The sequence below is a fragment of the Flavobacterium geliluteum genome, from assembly GCF_017948595.1.
GTDB classification, from domain to species: domain Bacteria; phylum Bacteroidota; class Bacteroidia; order Flavobacteriales; family Flavobacteriaceae; genus Flavobacterium; species Flavobacterium flavipigmentatum.
Genome location: NZ_JAGFBV010000022.1, coordinates 33,784 through 54,237, shown reverse-complemented (window position 1 = coordinate 54,237; position 20,454 = coordinate 33,784). Strand labels below are relative to the sequence as shown.

Genomic DNA, 20,454 nt, shown 5'->3' with positions numbered 1-20,454 from the left:
AAAGTCAAATGTCTAAAAGTCAAAAGAGACTTTTGGGCTTTATAAACTTTCTAACTTTAAGACTAGTTTTAGCCTAAATATGTTTTTAGAATTTTACTTCTTGAAGTGTGTTTTAATCTGCGGATTGCTTTTTCTTTAATCTGACGCACACGCTCACGAGTTAAGTCGAAAGTTTCTCCAATTTCTTCCAAAGTCATTGGGTGTTGGTCACCTAAACCAAAATACAAACGCACAACATCTGCCTCTCTTGGAGTTAATGTTTCTAGCGAGCGCTCAATTTCGGTACGCAATGATTCATGAATTAATTCTCTATCTGGGTTTGGAGATTCTCCAGAACGCAAAACGTCATAAAGATTAGAATCTTCTCCTTCTACAAGAGGCGCATCCATAGACAAGTGACGACCAGAGTTTTTCATAGACTCTTTTACATCATTTACCGTCATATCAAGTTCTTTTGCAATTTCTTCAGCAGAAGGTGGACGCTCGTTAGATTGCTCTAATAATGCGTACATCTTGTTGATTTTATTGATAGAACCAATTTTGTTTAATGGTAAACGTACAATACGTGATTGCTCTGCCAATGCTTGAAGAATCGATTGACGAATCCACCAAACGGCGTAAGAGATAAATTTGAAACCACGAGTTTCATCAAAACGTTGAGCCGCTTTGATTAATCCTAAGTTTCCTTCGTTAATTAAATCAGGAAGAGTTAATCCTTGATTTTGATATTGTTTAGCAACCGATACTACGAAACGCAGGTTGGCTTTTGTTAGTTTTTCTAAAGCTCTTTGATCACCAGCCTTAATTCTTTGTGCTAATTCTACCTCTTCATCAGCGGTAATTAGGTCAACTTTTCCAATTTCTTGTAGGTATTTGTCTAGCGATGCAGTTTCACGATTGGTTACCTGCTTGGTGATTTTAAGTTGTCTCATGTTTTTGTCTCCTCAATTTTAAAGTGTACAAGTAGTTATACGTAAGGCAGAACGAAAAAGTTACAACTATTTTAAAAAATATTTTATTTTTTAATTAAAGTACTCATTCATCAACATGCCATTACATAAGTTTTAATGAGCGGTTGTGTCTTTAACCTCAATAATTTTTTTGATAAAAACAGCTTTTCCGTTTGCAGTAAAACCTTCCAATATTACTTCAAATTGTCCAGAAATATCAGAAGTATAAAATGTGATTGTTGAGGCCGCCGTTAGATCAATATTTGGCAACCATAAAAGCTGGTGCCTATAATCTGGGATTCTTTGGTTTTTATTGTCTGAATAATCAGGTTGAAAATATTCTTTTTTGCCTTGTGGTCTTAATAATTCTGGTCGAATTATAAAGTTGCCATTGAGTTTTGTTTCATAATCACCGTTTTTGGTGGTAAAAACCACAATTCCATTAAATGATTTCGCTCCGTAATAATAGAGACCCTTTACAACATTTACTTTATCAATATTCTTTGGGTTGTACGTAAAAAATTCATTCAAATTCTCAAGTATAAGTCCGTCAACAAGCACTAATGGTGCCAGCGAGAATTCATAGTTTTCATCATAATCATATACTTGTAAAGAATAGTTTTTGTTTTCTTTTCTAAAAACTACTCCATTTACGACTTCAGTAATGGTTTCTTCCATGGTTGGAAATCTCGTAAAATCATCAAGTTTATATTCTTTAGATACAGATCCGTAAAAAGGAGTAAGGGCAGCTGGGGAAACTAAACTGTCTTTTTTGACATTGTAATAAGCGTTTTCTATTTGACTTGCAATAACTCTTTGGCTAATATTTTTAGCAGATTCTGAATGGAATGGAAGTTTAGAAAAATTTAAGTTAGAAACTTCTATTGCTTTCGGGCCGTCAATTTTGATCGTGTAATTTTCTTTATTATATTCCAGTAATTGAACCGTAATGTTGGGATTTGGATTAGCATTTTCAATATTAAAAAGAAACCTTCCTTGATCATCTGTCTTTCCTATTTTCAAATCATAATTTCTTCCAATAATAGAAAGTCCAACTTTTTTATTCTTAATTTCTTCGGTTGAAGAAGTTATTCTGCCTGAAATTATTTCGCCTCGCAATTCAGGTAATGTAAAATTGGAGCTCGTTATCTCAGTATTAAAAGCAGTGTTTTGATTCGTTTTTTGATATTCTGAAAAAACCATTTTGTTTTGGGCTAAAAAGCCATCTGTTTTTCGGATAGAAATCATGTAATTTCCTTTCAAATAATCATCAGAAAGAGTACTGATTTTCAACTGTACTTGTTCGCGATTATTAAATGTTTTATTTTTTAAATCAATTGAAATATCATTATTGTTGACATCTGCAAAGGTCAATTCTTTTGAATCAATTGTCGAATCAGCGGAAGTATTAACCTGATTTTCGTTATATGGATTTACAATATAAATATCGGTGTTAAAATATTCTTCAGGACTTTTGTTCAGCATCCAGCTAGTGTATCCGATTATTTTGTACGTTCCTGTTTCTAATGTTGTCGGGATAAAAAAGTCGCCATTGCTGCTTCCGTTTTCAAGAAACAATTTATGTGTAAAAACGATTTTTTTATTGCTGTCAATAAGTGCAATGTAACCGATTTTGGTATATTTTGTAGGGGTATTTGTTGTTTTGTCGATGCAGAATATCTTGTATAACAAAGTCTCTCCGGTAACGAAAGAATTAGTATTGGTGGTTACAAAAATTGATTCGTTTAAATTCTTGTCAACTTCATAAAGATCAGCAACAGAATTATTTTTTTGTGCTAATGTAAATTGCTGATAACTTAGTAGTAAAGTTATGGCCAGTAAATATTTTAATCTATCCAAAATGATGGTTTTATATTTGATGAAAAAGAAGTACAATCTCCGCATTCTATAGGATATAATATATAGAGAGGCCCCTCAGTTGGGTAGTAAACTTTTATTCTGCTCTCGATTAATTGTACTATTGTTGGTCCTTGGCAGGTTGAATTTGGATTGGTACTGTAACAATTGTTGAAATAATATTCGGCGATATCACTATCTGGAATCGGTGCAGGACAATAATAAGGATAACTAGGCGGTAGTACTCCCTGAAAAAGGTCTGTAAAATTAAAAAAAAGTCTTTTTTCAGAATAAGAAGAAACATCAAAAAAACCAATTACTTTTTCGCCCGGACTATCAATCGATTTAATATTTCCGTATAAAAAACCAGGTTGAGTTTGAGACAAAACATTTCCGTTATTCGAAATTTCTTTTAGTGTTTCATAGTAAGTATGAGCTGTCAGACTTTGTACATATTGTTTTACCAAAATACTGTATCTGTTTTTTATGATAGGGTCTTTGCTACTGATGAATTTAATAGGGAAGTTGCTTACAATATCCTCTGATATGTTGTTGGTATTGGTTAATAATATTTCCTCAGATTTTTGATTTGAATAGCAAGTTCTGGCCTCGGTGGTTCTTTTTCTCAGGGTCACTACATTGCCTGCGGGAATAGCTTCATTTGGATGCCACATAGGAGCAACGACTTTGTAGGTTTCGTCATATTCATATCTGTAATATTTAGATGTGTTTGTCGGGTCAGAGCTGTTTACGGTGATCTCGACACCTAGTATTCCGTTTTTGGTTACTGCTGTAGGTACAACACTTGATATTTGATTGGGAGTAGTTAATTTTTCTATACTTGACTCGTAGGTTCTTCCGTTTTTGGTAAGAATATGTAATTGATATTCTCTATCGGGAAGCGCTTGAAAAGGTGTGATAGATGTATACGAAGCAGTATTTTGATCAAATTCATATTTGTTTCCTAAATTGTCGGTTATGTATACAACAGCTTGAGATTCAAATTGAGGAAAGTTTTCTTCAAGAGAATAGGTTCTTGAAATTTTTACTTCTTGGGTTTTATATTCGTTTGTTAATGTTGCTTCTATTACAACAACATCTTCAAAACCATTGTTTTGATATGCGTATGGTGTTGTGCATCCCAATATGGATGCTAAAAATAATATTGCAAGTAACGTATAGAGAAAGATCTTTTTCATCACCTTTTAAAATTTAAAATTATAAGTAATAGTAGGTATCGGCATACCAAAAATAGAAGTTTGATATGCTTTTATTTGTCCTTCTTTTGTAACAAAAAATATAGAATAAGGATTGTTTCTGCCTAATACATTGTAGATAGAAATGTTCCAAAAACTGTGAGCTAATTTTTTTATTTTATGATTTCCTTCAATATTTAAACCTATATCCAGTCTGTAATAATCGGGTATTCTAAATTTATTTCGATCACTATAAAGCGTATATTCTGCTCCATTATAAGTGTATTTGCCTATCGGATAGGTAATTGGCCTTCCGGTTTGATACACAAAGTTAGAAGAAAAACTATAGCGGTGCGTAAATTTGTAATGCATCACAATGCTTACATCGTGAGGTTTGTCAAAATTCGTAGGAAAATAATCTCCGTTATTTACTTTTTCATCATTAAACTGACTGTCAAGCTTTATAAATGACCTGGAATAAGTATAGCCAATCCAGCCGTTAAGTCTTCCGTAGGGTTTTTTTAATAAAAATTCGACTCCGTACGCTTTTCCTTCTCCTTGTAGTAATTCGGTTTCTAAATCTTGGTTCAGGAGAATATTGGCTCCTACTTTGTAATCCAGAATATTTTTAGATGTTTTATAATAGCCTTCTAAACTTAATTCTATGTCTTTGTAATCTAATGTTTTGAAAAGGCCTAATGAATATTGTAAACCGCTTTGTGGTTGCACATTCAAGTCAGATAATTTCCAAGTGTCTGTTGGTGCTTGTGTAGTGTTATTCGAAAGTAAGTGAATGTACTGAAAATTTTTGTCGAATCCTGCTTTTACAAAGAAACTGTCGTCAAAAATGTATCGTAAACCAATGCGGGGCTCAAAACCTCCAGAAGTATTGATGACTTCATTTTTACCATATTTCTTTTCTTCAATTACAGTTGAAGGCGTCATTGGAACTCCTTCCTGATAAACTTTTTGAGTTGCTTCTCCCAAAGCGGCATAAAAGGAATATCTTGCTCCGACGTCCAGTAATAATTTTTCGGTGATTTCAAACTTATCCGATAAAAACAATGCAGATTCCAGTCCCTTTTCGTCATCAATATTTATAGGTGTTACCAATGAGGATTCTCCGTTAGGACTTATTTCTCCGGGATTCACCTTGTAAAGTTTTGTCGAAAGGCCGTAAGTAAATTTATGTTTGCTGTTATAGATTGTATTAAATTTTAAACTGGCCTGAGTATCATCTATTTTGTACTTAAAAATAAAGGAATCAGGATTGGTCGATTCGTAGTTAATGCTAAATTTATATTCACTGTTGGTAACGTTAAATTCGCTATTTGTTTTTTCATTAAAAGCATGTTTCCATTTCAAAGAAATGAGTCTGTTACTATATTTGTATAAAGAATCCGGAGTGATGGTATAGGCATCTTTGCTGTAATATAATGTGCCTTCTACAGAGTTGCTTTTATTTATTTTATGATTGTATTTTGCAAATAAATCATAAAAAGAGGCTTGACTATTTTTCAGATTCTCATCGTCCAGCGTTTTTAAAATCCAATCAGAGTAAGTTGCTCTTCCCCCAACTAGTAGACTTGCTTTTCCTTTTACTACCGGAATAGAAGCTGTAAGATTGCTCGTAACGGGGCCAATTCCTCCTTCTCCGGAAAATTTTTCTGTATTTCCGTTTTTAGAAATGATATCAAATACAGAAGACAATCTTCCTCCATATTCAGAAGGAATACCTCCTTTGTAAATGTCTACTTTGTTGATCGTATAAGGGTTGATAGAAGAGAAAAAACCGAATAAATGAGTAGGGTTGTAGAGGGTTGCATTGTCTAATAACACAAGGTTTTGATCTTCTTTTCCTCCGCGCACATTAAAACCGGACGAACCTTCTCCAGCAGTTTTTACCCCGGGAATAGTCAAAGCAATTTTTAGAATGTCTCTTTCGCCAAGAACCAAAGGAATGGTTTTTACTCCTTCGGCTTCAATCGTGGTAACACCTGTTATAGCGGTTCTAACATTTTGACTTCCTTTTCCTTTTACCAGAACTTCATCCAGTTGGTTTATTTTTTCAGTGGTAGTAAAATCTAAAGTACCATTACTATAAATCATTATTTTTCTTGAAGTGCTTTTGTAAAATAATGATTCGATTTCGATAGTACTTATTCCGGTAGGAAGTTTTAAGCTGTAAAAACCGGCTGCATTAGTAATCGTACTAATAGATGTATTTTTTACCTTAACGTTAATGTCTGCAAGGGGTTTATCATCTTTTAAATCTCTAATATATCCCGAAAGTGTGTATAAATCAATATCAGAATCTACAGCTTCCTTTCCTATTAATGCAATAGCGTTTTCAGTATTTGTTTTATCTTTTTTAATCGAATCATATTGCTGAAAAAAAACTGGAGCATTATGCGTAGCAGTGCCTTTGGTGTTTTTGCTTTGATATTTGTCATAAATAATACTATTTTTTGTCAGTATTATTTTTCTCGCATCTATATAAAAATTAAGTTCGGTGTCTTCAAAGACTTTGGTGAGTACTTCTTGGATCGTTTTGTTAGAATAATTTCCTGATATTAAAACGTTTTTGTCAAACCAATCTTCCTGAAAATAAAATGTATAATGGGTAGAGGCTTCGATTTTTTTTAGAACTTCAATTCGATTAATATTACTGAAACTTAAGTTAATGGTCGAATTTTGGTCTTGAGAGTACATTAATTGATTGAAACCAAATAATAATAAAATAATAGTAAATATTCTCATTTGGACGATGCTATTGATTTAAATTGTTAATGTACTTCATTATGTTTTTCATAAATAATGATGGATTTTCTTTTCTTAAATCTTTGTTCAGGAAATAGAAGTCGTTTATTTTTCTTTTTTGATTTGGATATAATTGTACGATTTCTTTTTTATCATTTATCGAAATGAATTTATTATCCTTTAATAAAACAAACTCATATTGCGGTACAAATTGAAGAAGGGTGACATTTTCTTTCAGGATCTTTTTTTTCTCTTTGTAATGTTTTATGTAGAGAATAGTAGTATTGCCGGTAGCTATTTCTTCATAATAACCACCTTTAAAGAGTTGAAGATTTACTTCTTTTAAGTTGACGAATTTTTCATTACCGATTTTAAAAGAGCTGACATTTTCTTTAACGATATTTATTTTTGTAGTATTTGATTCATTATAAGGTCTGACAACTAATTCATCAGCATAGATGTCATATTTTAAGTATAAATCGAAGTAGTTCTGACCATTATAAGTTAGACTTCCTGTTTTGAAATCATCAGAAAAATAATAGCGATTTTCATTGTTATCCGTTTGGTCAAAATTCAAATGGGCTGATCCATTTTTAAAATCCATAGACTCGATGCCCAGATTTTTATCAAACCAATTATAAGTAGCAACTTCATTGCTGGTTTGGCTGTAAATAGAAGAAATGCTTAGGAATAATCCAAATAAAATTATAAAATGTAGTTTTTTTTGAAATGTTTTCAAAGGATTCGTGGTTTTGATGTTTTTGGTTTGGCTTTTTCAAAAGTATCAAAAAATTATTGTAAAACCCTTTTTATATGTTAAAATATAATGAAATGTTTTAACATTTTAAACGAAAAACCCCAATTCATGTAAATGAATTGGGGTTTTCTATAAATAAACCTTTAGTAAACTAAGATCTGATTACTCTTTTTTCTCCTCACGCGGAGGTCTTGGTAAAAGTGCTTTTCTTGATACTTTTTCTTTTCTTGTTTTCGGGTCAAGACCAAGATATTTTACCTGAAAAACGTCGCCCATGTTCACTACGTCTGTAACGTTTTCTGTACGTTCCCAAGCTAGTTCAGATACGTGAAGTAATACTTCGTTTCCTGGTGCAGCGGTATATTCTACTACAGCTCCAAAATCAAGCATTTTAATTACTTTAACTTCATAAGCTTCTCCCATTTGAGGTTTGAAAGTGATAGACTGAATTTTTGCCAATACAGCTTCAATTCCTGCAGGATCAGTACCTAAAATTTCGATAACACCTTCTTCGTTAACTTCGTTGATAACAATAGTTGTTCCTGTAGCTTTTTGTAATTCCTGAATTACTTTTCCACCAGGTCCGATTAATGCTCCAATAAAGCTTCCAGGAATAGTTCTGGTGATAATTTTTGGAGAATGTGCTTTAACATCTGCATTTGGTTTAGCAAGAGTTTCAAGTAATTTTCCTAAAATATGCAAACGTCCATCACGAGCTTGAGCCAAAGCCTGCTCCATGATTTCGTATTTCAATCCGTCAATTTTAATGTCCATTTGACAAGCTGTAATACCTTCAGAAGTTCCAGTTACCTTGAAGTCCATATCTCCTAAGTGATCTTCATCACCTAAAATATCAGACAGAACTGCAAAACGATCACCATCGGTAATCAATCCCATTGCGATTCCAGAAACCGGACGAATCATTTGAATACCAGCATCCATTAAAGCCAATGTTCCAGCACAAACGGTAGCCATAGAAGACGAACCATTTGATTCTAATACTTCAGAAACAATTCTGATCGTATATGGATTTTCAGCAGGAATCATGTTTTTCAATGCTCTTTGTGCCAAGTTTCCGTGTCCAACTTCTCTTCTTGAAGTTCCTCTTAACGGACGAGCTTCTCCTGTAGAAAATGGTGGGAAATTATAGTGTAAATAGAATTTTTCTTCTCCTTGTTCAGATGGCGAATCAATTTGGTTTGCTTCTCTAGAAGTTCCTAAAGTTGCCGTAGCCAATGCTTGAGTTTCTCCACGTGTAAACAATGCCGAACCGTGAACCGATGGTAAATAATCTACTTCACACCAGATTGGTCTGATTTCTGTAGTTTTTCTTCCGTCAAGACGAGTTCCTAAATCTAAAGTTACATTACGAACTGCTTCTTTATTGGTTTTGTAGAAATATTTAGAAACTAAATCTCCATTTTCTGCCAATTCTTCTTCTGTAAATAATGCTTTTACTTCTTCTTTTACAGCATCAAATGCAGCTGAACGTTCGTGTTTAGCTGAACCTTTACTTGCAATAGCGTAAATTTTATCGTAGGCAGCTGCTTTTACTTTTGCGTAAATAGCATCGTCTGTTTTTTCAGTTTCATAAGTACGAACTTCTTTTTTTCCAAATGCAGCGGCCAATCTTTCTTGAGCAGCAATTTGTACTTTAATATGTTCGTGAGCAAATTTAATTGCTTCCAGCATTTCTGCTTCTGAGATTTCTTTCATCTCTCCTTCTACCATTGCGATAGAATCAGTAGAAGCTCCAATCATCATATCAATATCTGATAATTCTAATTGTGCACGAGATGGATTGATGATAAATTTACCATCGATTCTTCCAACTCTGGCTTCAGAAATCAATGTTTCAAAAGGAATATCAGACAAAGCAAGCGCTGCCGAAGCGGCCAAACCTGCTAATGCATCCGGCATCACTTCATCATCATGAGACATTAACTGAATCATAACCTGAACTTCTGCATGGTAATCGCTTGGGAAAAGCGGACGTAAAACACGGTCTACTAATCTCATTGTTAATACTTCGCTATCACTAGGACGCGCTTCTCTCTTAAAGAAACCTCCTGGGAAACGACCTGCTGCTGCAAATTTTTCGCGATAATCTACCGTTAGTGGTAAAAAATCGATACCTGGACTTGCTTTTCTTGCGGAAACAACTGTGCCTAAAATGACAGTTTTTCCAATTCTTACTACTACAGAACCATCGGCTTGTTTTGCCAAACGTCCTGTCTCGATTGTGATGTTTCTGCCATCACCTAAATCGATACTTTCTACAAATAATTGTGGAATCATAAATTTTTCCTTATTGGTTATACAATGGGTTTTAGTTGTGTTGTAGTTGTTGTGTAGTTGTTGTTTCTAAAACCCAATGAAAAACCAAACTTTTTTCTAATAAAATGCTTGTAATGTAAAAACAAAAAGAGGCACTCTCGCACCTCTTTTTTATATTGATTATTTTCTGATATTCAATACTTTGATAATCTCACGATATCTGTTGATCTCTTTCTTTTTCAAGTAATCCAACAAAGCTCTTCTTTTACCTACTAGTAGTACAAGTGAACGCTCAGTGTTATAATCGTGACGATTTTTTTTCAAGTGCTCAGTTAAGTGTGAAATTCTGTAAGTGAACAATGCAATCTGACCTTCTGCTTTTCCAGTGTTTGTTGCTTCACCGTGTTGTGCAAAAATTTCTTCCTTTTTTTCTTTAGTTAAATACATTCCAATATTATTTAATGATTTTTATGTATGTCATACATCTTTTGTAAGACGGTGCAAAAATAATACTTTTTTTTCGAAAAAATAAATTTAAAGATTGAAAAGATTAAAGATTTAGCAATTATGACCAAAAATATTCTTTTTACAACGTTTTAAAAGCTTAATTTTTAGAATAATTTTGCAACTTCTTGATTCACAAATTCTAAAAATCTTTCGTCAGCAGCGGTAAAAGGATCGATAACGTGACTGTCAATGTCAATTTGCCCAATATTTTGTCCGTTTACAAATAAAGGCACAACGATTTCAGATTTTACAGTAAAGCTACATGCGATATAATTGTCTTGCGCAGCAACGTCTGGCACCACAAAATTGGCATTGCTCTCGGCTACTTGTCCGCAAATTCCTTTTCCAAACGGAATTACAGTATGGTCTGTTTCTGCTCCTACATAAGGTCCTAAATGGAGTGTTTTGGTATCATGATTGGCAAAATAAAAGCCAACCCAATTATAATATTCTACATTTTCGTTCAATAATTGACAGATAGTCAATAATTTTGCATCTCTATTGTTTGTTGAGTCTGCAACAATAGCACTTATTTTTGGTTGTAATTCTTGAAATGTCATCATAATAAAATTTTATACAAAAGTATTTAAAGCTAGTCTCAAAAATATATAAATTTGAAAAAAAATTACTTTGAAAAAATATTTAGTACAGTATAAACCTTTTCTGCTTTTTATAAGCATCTTTTTTGCTACTTATATTTTTCTAACTTTAGTTTATAAGTCGTATCTGAATCTTTTTGAACCAAGCGAAGTCGATGGGATTACCAATCTTGTAGGCGATCATGTAAAATATATTATGCAGTTATTTGGCGCTGATATTAGAATTCAAAAAAATGTTTCGGAATCTTTTTTAGAAGTTTGGTATAACAAGGTCTATTTCGTCAGAATTGTCGAAGGATGCAATGCTGTAAGTATTGTTATTTTGTTTATTTCGTTTGTTATTTCCTTTTCAGGAAAATGGAAGTCAACAGTGTTTTTTATACTTTTTGGAGTTCTTTTTATTTATATTTTGAATGCCATTCGAATTGCTTTACTCACGGTTTTGCTGTTTCGTTTTCCCGAAAATCAGCAGTTTCTGCATGGTGTTCTTTTTCCTTTGATTATTTATGGAGTAGTTTTTATTTTATGGATTATCTGGGTGAATAAATTTTCAAAATATGCTAAATAAATTACTAGAAAATAAGTCCAGAATTGCTTTTGCTGTCCTGATTATTTGTTGTTTTACGGTGGTTCGTGCTTTCGAAAAGCAACTCTTCTATGATCCTTTTCTAAAATATTTCGAAGGAGATTTTAAAAATTTACCTGTACCTGATTATAATGGTTTTAAGCTTTTTTTAGGAATTTTGTTTCGTTATTTACTAAATGCTTTTTTGTCAGTAGCTCTAATTGAGGTTCTCTTTCGGGATAAAGACATTACAAGGTTTAGCATTTTTCTGTATGTCTTTTTTTTATTGCTTCTTTCGGTATTATTCTACCTTGTTTTACTGTTTTTTCCGGAAAAAAATTGGCTGCTTTTTTACGTTAGAAGATTTCTTATTCAGCCCATATTTGTCTTGTTGTTTATTCCAGCATTTTATTATCAGCAACAAGATTCAAAAAAATAACATTTTATTAAATCTTTTTCATTCTCTTTTTAATAATTTTGCTTCATGAATTGGAAGAAATGTACAACATTGTTTTTAGCACTCCTTTTGTTGGTGTCCAACATTGGCTTTGCTTTTGATGTACATTATTGTGGCGGTAAGATAGCTTCTGTTTCTTTAAATACGACTGTAGATGCCGTACCCCAAAAGAGTTGTTGTGCAAAAACAGAAAAAAAATCATCTTGTTGTAAAGATAAAGTAGTTCATTTCGAAAAAAAATCAGATAATGCTACTTTTAAAATTTTCTTTTTTCAACTTGAATTTCCCGCTCTAATTCAGGAATTCAAATCAACTGCATTTTTAGTAATTCCTAATTTTAAAAGCAATCAGATTATTGCGTATTGTTCTGATGCTAATGCGCCTCCTTTATTCAAATTATATCATCAATATATTTTTTACGCCTGATTTTAATGTTTAGATTCAAGCCAATATTGGCTTGTAAAGTAATTTTTGATTGTTTTTCTTTTAAAACTTTCAAAATGCGTTTTTCTACTTAACATTAAAATCATTTTTTATGCAAAAAATTAGAATGCTTTTTGTTCTGGTTTTACTTTCTGTGTCTGTGTTTTCGCAAGAAGATTTAGAAGAAGTCAAAATCACAAAAAAGCAAAAAGGAATTAAAAAATCCTATACTTTAACGGCCAATACATCTGTTATTACTAGTAAAGAATTGCTTAAAGCAGCCTGCTGTAATCTGGCCGAAAGTTTTGAGACCAATCCTTCAATTGATGTCAATTTCTCGGATGCTTTAACGGGAACCAAACAAATAAAAATGTTAGGTTTAACAAGTCCATATTTGATGATTACTGAGGAAAATATCCCTTCGGTTCGAGGAGCTTCCCAAGCCTACGGATTGTCATTTACGCCTGGAACCTGGATAGAAAGTGTTCAGATTACCAAAGGAGCCGGAAGTGTTATCAATGGATACGAAAGTATTTCGGGGCAAATCAATACAGAGCTTTTAAAGCCGTTAAATGATATTCCGTTTTTCTTAAATTTTTATGGTTCTACCGATTCTCGTTTTGAACTCAATACACATTTTAATAAAAAACTATCAGATAAATGGGCGACAAGTTTATTTGTTCATGGCAACGCCCGTGTAGCAAAAAACGACATGAACGATGATGGTTTTTTGGATAATCCGTTAGGAAAACAAATTAATATTCTAAATCGTTATCAATATTATAATGCCGAAAGTGGGTTGGTTAGTTTTATCAATTTCAGGTATATGAATGATAAGAAGCAAACGGGTCAAGTTGATTTTGATAAAGACAGAGATCGTGGGACGACGAATTTGTGGGGCTCAGAAATCAATACGGAGCGTTTTGAGGTTTCGACTAAAGTTGGGTACGTTTTTCCAGATATGCCGTACCAAAGTATTGGTTTTCAAAATGCCTTCAACAGCCACAATCAGGATTCTTATTTTGGCTTAAACCTTTATGACATCAAGCAAAATAGCTATTATTCGAATTTGATTTTCAATTCGATTATCAACAATACCATGCATAAATTTTCTACAGGATTGAATTTTACGTATGATGAATATCAGGAATTTGTGAATGTAAACGATTACAGCAGAATTGATAATTCGGTAGGTGCTTTTTTTGAATATACCTATGATAATACAGATAATTTTAGTCTGATTTTGGGCGGAAGAGTAGATAATCATAACCGATTAGGCTTTTTTGTAACCCCTCGTTTGCACATGCGATACAATCCTTGGAAGGATGGTGTGATTCGTTTTTCAGCTGGAAGAGGAAAACGTTCGGCTAATATTTTTGCCGAAAATCAACAACTTTTTGCGAGTTCCCGTACTTTTGAAATTTTAGATTCAAATGGTAAAATTTACGGTTTAAACCCTGAAATTGCATGGAATTATGGTTGGAGTTTTTCTCAAAAGTTTAAAATTTTTGGTAAAAATGCCGATGCAGGTTTTGATTTCTATAGAACCGATTTTCAGAATCAGGCTGTTGTAGATTTGATGCAGAGTCCGCAGCAAGTATCCTTTTATAATTTAAGAGGAAACTCTTTTGCCAATAGTTTGCAGTTGGAGTTTAATTATGAAGTGCTGCATAACTTTAATTTACGTACGGCATACAAATACTACGACATTCAAACTGATTATTTAGCGGGTACTTTTCAGCGTCCTTTGCAGGCAAAACATCGTTTTTTAGGAAATTTAGAATACGAAACCAATTTGAATGATGATAAGCAATGGAAATTTGATTTCACCTATAATTGGTCAGGAAAACAACAATTGCCCTATACGGCTTCTAATCCTCAAGCGGATCAGTTTCCTAATTTTTCGCCATCTTACGCCGTAATGAATGCTCAGGTTACACGAGTTTTCTCATCAGTTTTTGAAGTCTATGTGGGCGGTGAAAACATTGGCAATTATAAACAAGAAAAGGCAATTTTAGGAGCCAGTGATCCTTTTGGCTCTAACTTTGATGCTTCTATAGCATATGCGCCGATTTTTGGACAAATGTATTATGCAGGGCTACGATTTAAAATAAAATAACAAATTAATATCAATTTTAACAACTAATAAATAATAAACAAAATGAAAAATATACTTTTAATTGCAGTGGTAACTTTTTTAGGATTTTCTGCTCAGGCACAAGCTAAAAAAAATAAAAATTTAAAATATACTACTGAAGTAAATGGAAATTGCGAACAATGTAAAAAACGCATCGAAAAAGCTGCTTTTGGAGTTTCTGGCGTAAAAACAGCCACTTGGGATGTAGGTACACATGAGTTAACGGTGATTATGAATGAGGAGAAATGTTCTCCTGAAGATTTGAAAAAAGCAATCGCAAAAGTAGGTCACGATACCGATGCTGTAAAAGCTACGGAGACAGATTATCAAAATCTGCATTCTTGCTGCAAATACGAGAGAAAATAATAACCCAAGCCCAAGTTTCATACTTGGGCTTTTTCTATTCGTTAATTAATCTTTAAAATGCTGCGTTTTATTGTGGTTGAAATAAATTATTCTTACTTTCACGACCTTATAAATGTAATAGTAAACCTTTTTTATGAATAATTTTGATTGGACTCAATTGATCAACCCCGAATTTTATATTACTTTAACTGTTGGTGGGATTCAGATTGGTTTATTTATTGTTTTATTTATTGTTTTTGCAGAGACGGGTCTTTTTGCAGGATTCTTTCTGCCAGGCGATAGTTTGCTTTTTTTGGCGGGTATTTATAGCCGTGATTTAATTCAGAATTTAGCATTCATTCCCAGCGATTTCATTAATGTTTTATTGCTTTCAACGCTTGTGGCCATTATGGGTGTTTTAGGAAACATGACCGGTTATTGGTTTGGAGCAAAAAGTGGTTATTATTTGTTTAAAAAAGAAGATTCTTTTTGGTTTAAGAAAAAATACCTGCTGCAATCCAAAGATTTTTTTGAAAAATATGGTGGAAAGGCAATCATTTACGCTCGATTTTTACCAATCTTAAGAACATTTGCGCCAATTATTGCAGGGATAGTTTCTATGGATAAGCAGAAATTTATGTTCTATAATGTGCTAAGTTCTTTTTTATGGTCTTTTTTACTAATATTTTCAGGACATTATTTATACGGAATCTTTCTAAAAGAGGGAATTGATCTAAAAGAGCATATAGAATACATCATTATCATTATAGTAATTATTTCTACATTTCCAGTACTCTTAAAGATTCTAAAAAAGAGACCTACCGAAAAACTATAAAAAAAAGCTGAAGTGAAAACTTCAGCTTTTTTTGCTTTTATATGATAGTGTTTAATAATATCGAAATTTGTTTACCAACTCTTAGTTGTTTAAAAGAAACATCTCTACTGGACAGAACGTTGTGTTTTCTTTTTTGATTAATCTGTGAATGTTAAACTCATTTTTAGACTACCATTCATTTACCTTATTAGCATCCATTTTTAAGAATATAAACAATAAAATTGTAAAACCCCATAGACCAGAACCGCCATAAGAGAAGAAGGGAAGTGGTACTCCGATAGTTGGAAAAATACCAACCACCATTGCAATATTTACAAAAAAGTGAGTAAATAATATTCCAGCAACACAATACCCGTAAACCCTGCTGAATTTTGTTTTTTGCCTTTCTGCCAAGTAGATAACACGCAAAAATAATCCAACAAAAAGAGAGATAACAATGAGGGATCCTACAAACCCCCATTCTTCGCCAACAGTTGTAAAGATGTAATCGGTGTGTTGCTCGGGAACAAACCCGCCTTTTGTTTGAGTTCCTTCTAGAAAACCTTTTCCTATCCAACCACCAGAACCAATAGCAATTTCTGATTGATTTGTATTGTATCCGATGCCTTTCATGTCGACACTTTTTCCAAGTAAAATATTAAAACGGTCTCTATGATGCTGTTTAAATACATTTTCGAAAACATAGTTTACTGATAAAACAAAGGCAGAAACGGCTGCTAAAATCATTCCGCTTAAAATAATATTTCGGTCAACAACTCTTCCTTTAAAATAGATAATTGCAAGCACTAGTGCTGCAATTAGAATAACTACATAAGGTTCCAGTACAAGAGTTAATACAAACAAAAGTATAGTAATAAACCCTGTTAATACGTACCAAGAAGGCAATCCTTCGCGATATAAAACGATGATGAAAATACTGTAAATCAGGGCACTTCCCGGATCAGGTTGAGGCAAAATCAGAATAACAGGCAGAAATACAATTGCGAGTGCTTGCATTTGTCTGTTAAAATCTTTCAAATTAATCTGAGTATCACTTAAATATTTGGCTAAAGCCAATGAGGTAGCGGCTTTGGCAAATTCTGATGGCTGTAATGTAAAACTCCCGATCGCATACCAGCAGCGTTGTCCGGCGATTGTTTTTCCAAAAAGAAAAAGCCCAGCTAATGATAGTAGCGATACGCCAAAAATAATACTGGCATATTTTTCGTAAAATTTACCGTCAACAAATAGCACGACAAGTATTAGTGGAATGGTACAGCCAATAAATATTAATTGTTTTTGGTAGGTACCATCTGTAGATAGCAGCGACGACGAGTAAATATTAAGCCATCCCAGTACTACTAAGGTAATATAGATAAAGACACTTATCCAATCAATATTATTTTTTACGCTTTGATTTCTCATTTGAAATAATCCTTATTAATTGTCTTTAGTAGTATCTACAGTTGTTTTTTTGATTTCTGCTTTTGGTGTGATCTTTTTTGGAACTATTATTTTTGCTTTAAGAATAGAATCTTTAGGAGTAGATTCAATTGCCTCTGCTGCACTGATTCCGCCTAATTTAGCATATTCTTCCTTTAAGCTTTTATTCAAAACTCTAATCTCTAAATCTGTTCTTGATATTTTCTTTTTTAGATATTTTTCAATCATCAAGCTAGCGATTGGTCCTGCAACAGTAGCTCCAAATCCTCCATTTTCGATCATAATGGCAATGGCAATTTTTGGATTATCTTTAGGGGCAAAAGCTACAAATATCGAGTGATCTTTAAGTTTTGTTCTAACACCATTAATTTTTGTATAGTTCTCCGCCGTTCCGGTTTTACCACAAATATCAATACCTTCAACTTTAAGTCTGCTGGCAGTTCCCATATTATAAACATCAAATAACCCGCTAATGATTGGAGGGAAATATTTTTTGTCGATACTTGTTGTGTGCTTTGTGGTAAACTTTGGATCTATTTTTTTACTTTCAATTTTTTTGATGATATGAGGTGTAAAATAATAACCCTGATTGGCAATTGTTGCCATCATGTTGGCCAATTGTATAGGTGTCATTACAACTTCGCCCTGACCAATAGCATTTGACACAATTGCAGTACTTCTCCAGCCTCCATTAGGATACATTTGTTTATAGGTTTTGGAGTTTGGTATTTTTCCTTTTTTTCCTGTTGGTAAATCATAACCCATGAATTGTCCTAAACCAAAAGTTTTTAGGTGATTGCTCCATACATCTACCGCCGCACTTGGACTTTGGTATTTGTTAATCGTTTTCATATATGCAGTTCCAAAATAACTGTTACATGATTGATAAATAGCTCTATGCAATTGCAATTGACCTCCGGCACAGTGACATCTCATAAATCGGCCTCTCGCATAGCTAAATCCGTGATGACAAGAGACTGTGAAAATATTTTCATCGATAACTCCCTCTTGTAAAGCAACTAAACCAGTCAGGATTTTGAAAGGGGATCCAGGAGGATATTCCGCCAAAAGTCCTCTGTCATACAGTGGTTTTGCGATAGAATCGTGATATAAAAGCGTATAATTTTTAGAGCGTTTTCTTCCTACCAAAATAGCAGGATCGTAAGAAGGAGCTGTTACAAGTGCTAAAATTTCGCCTGTTTTAGGTTCGATAGCTACAATTCCACCTCGCTTATTGATCATTAATTCTTCGCCATATTTTTGAAGTTCAGCATCGATAGTCAGTGTGATGTCTTCCCCTTGTACTGCTATTGTATCGTATTTTCCGTTTTTATAAGAACCGATTTCTCGATTGTATTTGTCTTTTTGTATGTATTTTATTCCTTTAATTCCACGCAAAACCTCTTCGTAGCTTTGTTCGACACCTTGTTTCCCAATTAAGTCACCACTATTGTAATAAGGGTTTTTGGCAATTAAACGCTCATCCACCTGAGTGATGAAACCAAAAATATTAGCACCGTAATCTACTTCGTAATCACGAAGGGAACGTTTTTGGAAATAAAAACCATTGTATTTTCTGATTTTTTCCTGAAAAGCAGCAAATTCACTTTTGTTTAACTGTGATAAAAAAACAGAAGGCAATCGTGGACTATAAACAGTAGCTTTTGCGACTCTTTTTTGATATTCTTCTTTAGTGATTTTTAATAAGTCACAAAATTCAGTAATGTTTAAGTCTTTCTTGATCTCTCTTGGAATAACCATGATGTCATAAGAAGACTGATTGGCTACCAATAATTTTCCGTAGCGATCATAGATGTAGCCTCTTTCAGGATAATCGTATTGCTTTTTGATCGCATTATTATCTGATTTTGTCGCAAAAGAGTCATCTACAACTTGCAAATAAAATACTCGAATTACTAGCAGAGATGCTGCAATTATAATTAAAGTGGGCAGCAGAATTTTTCTCATCGTTTATTCGGCTTAATAAGATAAATGATTATAATTGAAGTGATTATAGTAAAGATAGAGCTAAATAACGTTCTGAGTAAAATATCCCAAATAAAACGAAATTGAAATGCTTCCAGGATAAACAAAACAATATGATGCAATAAAACAGACACCAGAATAAATGAAAACCGTTCAGGAGTCAGTGAGTCGTTTAGTTTTATCGTTTGGTATTCATAACTTAAACCAAAAGAAAATTTAAATATATAAGGTCTGTAATAGGCAAGCAGAACACATCCTGTAGCATGGATTCCTCCCGAATTACAAAACATATCCATAGTTAAACCAAGTAAAAAACTAGATATAATTAAACCCGATCTGTTACTGTTTACAGGATAAAGAATAATATAGAGAATGTACGGAAAAGGGCTGATGTACCCTAAAAAATTCATATTATTAAAAATAACAATCTGAATTGCTAGTAACATAATAAAACGAAAGATATTGACTAACAATGTGCTATTCATCTTCTTTTTCCTTTTTTTCTAAATTAATAAGTTCCTGTCTGTCTTTACTTTTTATGATGTAAACATGTCCCAGATTGGTCATGTCGTTAAATAGCTTAACTCTAATGGTATAAAAAGTGGTTTTATTATCGATATAGACATTTTCTATGGTACCAATATTGATATTTTCAGGGAAAATTACAGATTGTCCACCCGTAACAATTGTATCTCCTTTTCGCACAGAGGCTAGTCTAGGAACATCAATTAACTGCACATATCCGGTACTTTTTCCGTTCCAGGTTAAAGAACCAAAGTGATTTGATTTTTTAACTTTTGCATTAATTTGAGATTTCATATTCAAAATACTCACCACAGTCGAATAATTGGGTGACGTTTTATCTACAATACCAATGATACCCAAACTATTAATAACGCCCATGTCGGGTTTTACGCCTTCTTTCTCGCCTGAGTTTAAAGTAATATAATTTTCGTGTGTATTGTAAGTGTTATGAATAACTTTAGAAATGATAATATCTTTAGGTTTAACACCTTTCAGGCTATCAATCATTGGTGGTTTAGTAGTGTCTTGTATACCAAAGAGCTGGCTTTTAAGTCTTGCGTTTTCAAGTACCAATTCGTCATTTTCGGTTCTTAAATTCAAATACTCATTAAAACTATTGATTTTTTCGTAAACACCTCCGCTTAAAAAATTAGCAGAACTGATTACTCTGCTTCTATGAAACGAGTGAGATTGAATTGTGAGTCCCAACGAAATAACTAAAAGCAACAAAAACAGCAATCGATGGCTGTTCTTTATAATGAAAATAAAAATTTGCTGCATTTCTTGTTGTGGTTATTTTGTTTCAGGATATGCTTTTGTTTTCAAATTTTATTAGAGTTAAAAAGACTAATTTTTT

The 20,454-nt window shown here is 33.0% G+C and carries 18 protein-coding genes; 6 read left to right on the top strand and 12 right to left on the bottom strand.

Features of this window, described 5'->3' with window-relative positions; translation table 11 throughout:
- Positions 1-68 precede the first annotated feature (68 nt).
- From J3495_RS13590 to J3495_RS13555, 8 genes are all read right to left on the bottom strand, one after another.
- Positions 69-932 carry a sigma-70 family RNA polymerase sigma factor gene (locus tag J3495_RS13590; protein ID WP_007804760.1) on the bottom strand — a complete coding sequence of 288 codons (864 nt, stop codon included), beginning with the start codon at positions 930-932 and terminating at the stop codon, positions 69-71.
- Positions 933-1,064: 132 nt separating this feature from the next.
- Positions 1,065-2,810, bottom strand: coding sequence for a hypothetical protein (locus tag J3495_RS13585; protein ID WP_210667088.1), 1,746 nt, complete (start codon positions 2,808-2,810; stop codon positions 1,065-1,067).
- Positions 2,798-4,006, bottom strand: a complete 1,209-nt coding sequence (locus J3495_RS13580; RefSeq protein ID WP_210667087.1) for a DUF4249 domain-containing protein — start codon at positions 4,004-4,006, stop codon at positions 2,798-2,800. Before J3495_RS13580 ends, J3495_RS13585 begins: the two co-directional genes overlap by 13 nt.
- Before the next feature lie 6 nt (positions 4,007-4,012).
- A complete protein-coding gene (locus J3495_RS13575; protein WP_210667086.1) occupies positions 4,013-6,763 on the bottom strand; it encodes a TonB-dependent receptor in 2,751 nt (916 codons plus the stop codon).
- Positions 6,764-6,773: 10 nt separating this feature from the next.
- Positions 6,774-7,502: a hypothetical protein gene (locus J3495_RS13570; protein WP_210667085.1), complete on the bottom strand. Its 729-nt coding sequence runs from the start codon at positions 7,500-7,502 to the stop codon at positions 6,774-6,776.
- A gap of 180 nt (positions 7,503-7,682) precedes the next feature.
- The gene (locus J3495_RS13565; RefSeq protein WP_210667084.1) at positions 7,683-9,818 is read right to left on the bottom strand and encodes a polyribonucleotide nucleotidyltransferase; all 2,136 of its coding nucleotides are present in this window, start codon (positions 9,816-9,818) and stop codon (positions 7,683-7,685) included.
- Between the two features lie 159 nt (positions 9,819-9,977).
- Positions 9,978-10,244 (bottom strand): 30S ribosomal protein S15, encoded by a 267-nt coding sequence (gene rpsO / locus J3495_RS13560; protein ID WP_055097227.1) that lies wholly within the window; start codon positions 10,242-10,244, stop codon positions 9,978-9,980.
- Between the two features lie 164 nt (positions 10,245-10,408).
- Entirely contained in the window at positions 10,409-10,864 is a 456-nt protein-coding gene (locus J3495_RS13555; RefSeq protein ID WP_210667112.1) for a GAF domain-containing protein, read from the bottom strand.
- Positions 10,865-10,934: 70 nt separating this feature from the next.
- Here J3495_RS13555 and xrtF point away from each other — a divergent pair, with 70 nt between their 5' ends.
- The 6 genes from xrtF to J3495_RS13525 all read left to right on the top strand — a co-directional run bounded on the left by xrtF (position 10,935) and on the right by J3495_RS13525 (position 15,665).
- Positions 10,935-11,471: an exosortase family protein XrtF gene (xrtF, locus tag J3495_RS13550; protein WP_210667083.1), complete on the top strand. Its 537-nt coding sequence runs from the start codon at positions 10,935-10,937 to the stop codon at positions 11,469-11,471.
- Positions 11,461-11,907 (top strand): exosortase F system-associated membrane protein, encoded by a 447-nt coding sequence (locus J3495_RS13545; RefSeq protein WP_210667082.1) that lies wholly within the window; start codon positions 11,461-11,463, stop codon positions 11,905-11,907. The genes xrtF and J3495_RS13545 overlap by 11 nt, the downstream gene beginning before the upstream one ends.
- A gap of 45 nt (positions 11,908-11,952) precedes the next feature.
- Positions 11,953-12,351, top strand: a complete 399-nt coding sequence (locus tag J3495_RS13540) for an HYC_CC_PP family protein (RefSeq protein ID WP_210667081.1) — start codon at positions 11,953-11,955, stop codon at positions 12,349-12,351.
- A 109-nt stretch (positions 12,352-12,460) separates the two neighbouring features.
- Positions 12,461-14,467 carry a TonB-dependent receptor plug domain-containing protein gene (locus tag J3495_RS13535; protein WP_210667080.1) on the top strand — a complete coding sequence of 669 codons (2,007 nt, stop codon included), beginning with the start codon at positions 12,461-12,463 and terminating at the stop codon, positions 14,465-14,467.
- Between the two features lie 42 nt (positions 14,468-14,509).
- A complete protein-coding gene (locus J3495_RS13530; protein ID WP_210667079.1) occupies positions 14,510-14,851 on the top strand; it encodes a heavy-metal-associated domain-containing protein in 342 nt (113 codons plus the stop codon).
- Positions 14,852-14,984: 133 nt separating this feature from the next.
- Positions 14,985-15,665, top strand: coding sequence for a DedA family protein (locus tag J3495_RS13525; RefSeq protein WP_210667078.1), 681 nt, complete (start codon positions 14,985-14,987; stop codon positions 15,663-15,665).
- A 168-nt stretch (positions 15,666-15,833) separates the two neighbouring features.
- On the opposite strand, the gene rodA is transcribed toward J3495_RS13525, so the two are convergent.
- The 4 genes from rodA to mreC are packed head-to-tail and all read right to left on the bottom strand — an operon-like array spanning position 15,834 to position 20,378.
- Complete coding sequence (gene rodA, locus J3495_RS13520; RefSeq protein WP_210667077.1) at positions 15,834-17,069, bottom strand: rod shape-determining protein RodA; 1,236 nt, start codon at positions 17,067-17,069, stop codon at positions 15,834-15,836.
- A gap of 15 nt (positions 17,070-17,084) precedes the next feature.
- Positions 17,085-19,055: a penicillin-binding protein 2 gene (gene mrdA / locus J3495_RS13515; protein WP_210667076.1), complete on the bottom strand. Its 1,971-nt coding sequence runs from the start codon at positions 19,053-19,055 to the stop codon at positions 17,085-17,087.
- Positions 19,052-19,558 (bottom strand): rod shape-determining protein MreD, encoded by a 507-nt coding sequence (locus tag J3495_RS13510; RefSeq protein WP_210667075.1) that lies wholly within the window; start codon positions 19,556-19,558, stop codon positions 19,052-19,054. Before J3495_RS13510 ends, mrdA begins: the two co-directional genes overlap by 4 nt.
- Positions 19,551-20,378: a rod shape-determining protein MreC gene (mreC, locus tag J3495_RS13505; RefSeq protein ID WP_210667074.1), complete on the bottom strand. Its 828-nt coding sequence runs from the start codon at positions 20,376-20,378 to the stop codon at positions 19,551-19,553. The genes J3495_RS13510 and mreC overlap by 8 nt, the downstream gene beginning before the upstream one ends.
- Positions 20,379-20,454 lie beyond the last annotated feature (76 nt).

Excerpts from the sequence above, each read along its gene's own strand:
- J3495_RS13590 (WP_007804760.1), bottom strand. The coding sequence starts at position 932 with ATGAGACAACTTAAAATCACCAAGCAGGTAACCAATCGTGAAACTGCA.
- J3495_RS13580 (WP_210667087.1), bottom strand. The coding sequence starts at position 4,006 with ATGAAAAAGATCTTTCTCTATACGTTACTTGCAATATTATTTTTAGCA.
- J3495_RS13575 (WP_210667086.1), bottom strand. The coding sequence starts at position 6,763 with ATGAGAATATTTACTATTATTTTATTATTATTTGGTTTCAATCAATTA.
- J3495_RS13565 (WP_210667084.1), bottom strand. The coding sequence starts at position 9,818 with ATGATTCCACAATTATTTGTAGAAAGTATCGATTTAGGTGATGGCAGA.
- rpsO (WP_055097227.1), bottom strand. The coding sequence starts at position 10,244 with ATGTATTTAACTAAAGAAAAAAAGGAAGAAATTTTTGCACAACACGGT.
- J3495_RS13555 (WP_210667112.1), bottom strand. The coding sequence starts at position 10,864 with ATGACATTTCAAGAATTACAACCAAAAATAAGTGCTATTGTTGCAGAC.
- J3495_RS13545 (WP_210667082.1), top strand. The coding sequence starts at position 11,461 with ATGCTAAATAAATTACTAGAAAATAAGTCCAGAATTGCTTTTGCTGTC.
- J3495_RS13540 (WP_210667081.1), top strand. The coding sequence starts at position 11,953 with ATGAATTGGAAGAAATGTACAACATTGTTTTTAGCACTCCTTTTGTTG.
- J3495_RS13535 (WP_210667080.1), top strand. The coding sequence starts at position 12,461 with ATGCAAAAAATTAGAATGCTTTTTGTTCTGGTTTTACTTTCTGTGTCT.
- J3495_RS13530 (WP_210667079.1), top strand. The coding sequence starts at position 14,510 with ATGAAAAATATACTTTTAATTGCAGTGGTAACTTTTTTAGGATTTTCT.
- J3495_RS13525 (WP_210667078.1), top strand. The coding sequence starts at position 14,985 with ATGAATAATTTTGATTGGACTCAATTGATCAACCCCGAATTTTATATT.
- rodA (WP_210667077.1), bottom strand. The coding sequence starts at position 17,069 with ATGAGAAATCAAAGCGTAAAAAATAATATTGATTGGATAAGTGTCTTT.
- mrdA (WP_210667076.1), bottom strand. The coding sequence starts at position 19,055 with ATGAGAAAAATTCTGCTGCCCACTTTAATTATAATTGCAGCATCTCTG.
- J3495_RS13510 (WP_210667075.1), bottom strand. The coding sequence starts at position 19,558 with ATGAATAGCACATTGTTAGTCAATATCTTTCGTTTTATTATGTTACTA.
- mreC (WP_210667074.1), bottom strand. The coding sequence starts at position 20,378 with ATGCAGCAAATTTTTATTTTCATTATAAAGAACAGCCATCGATTGCTG.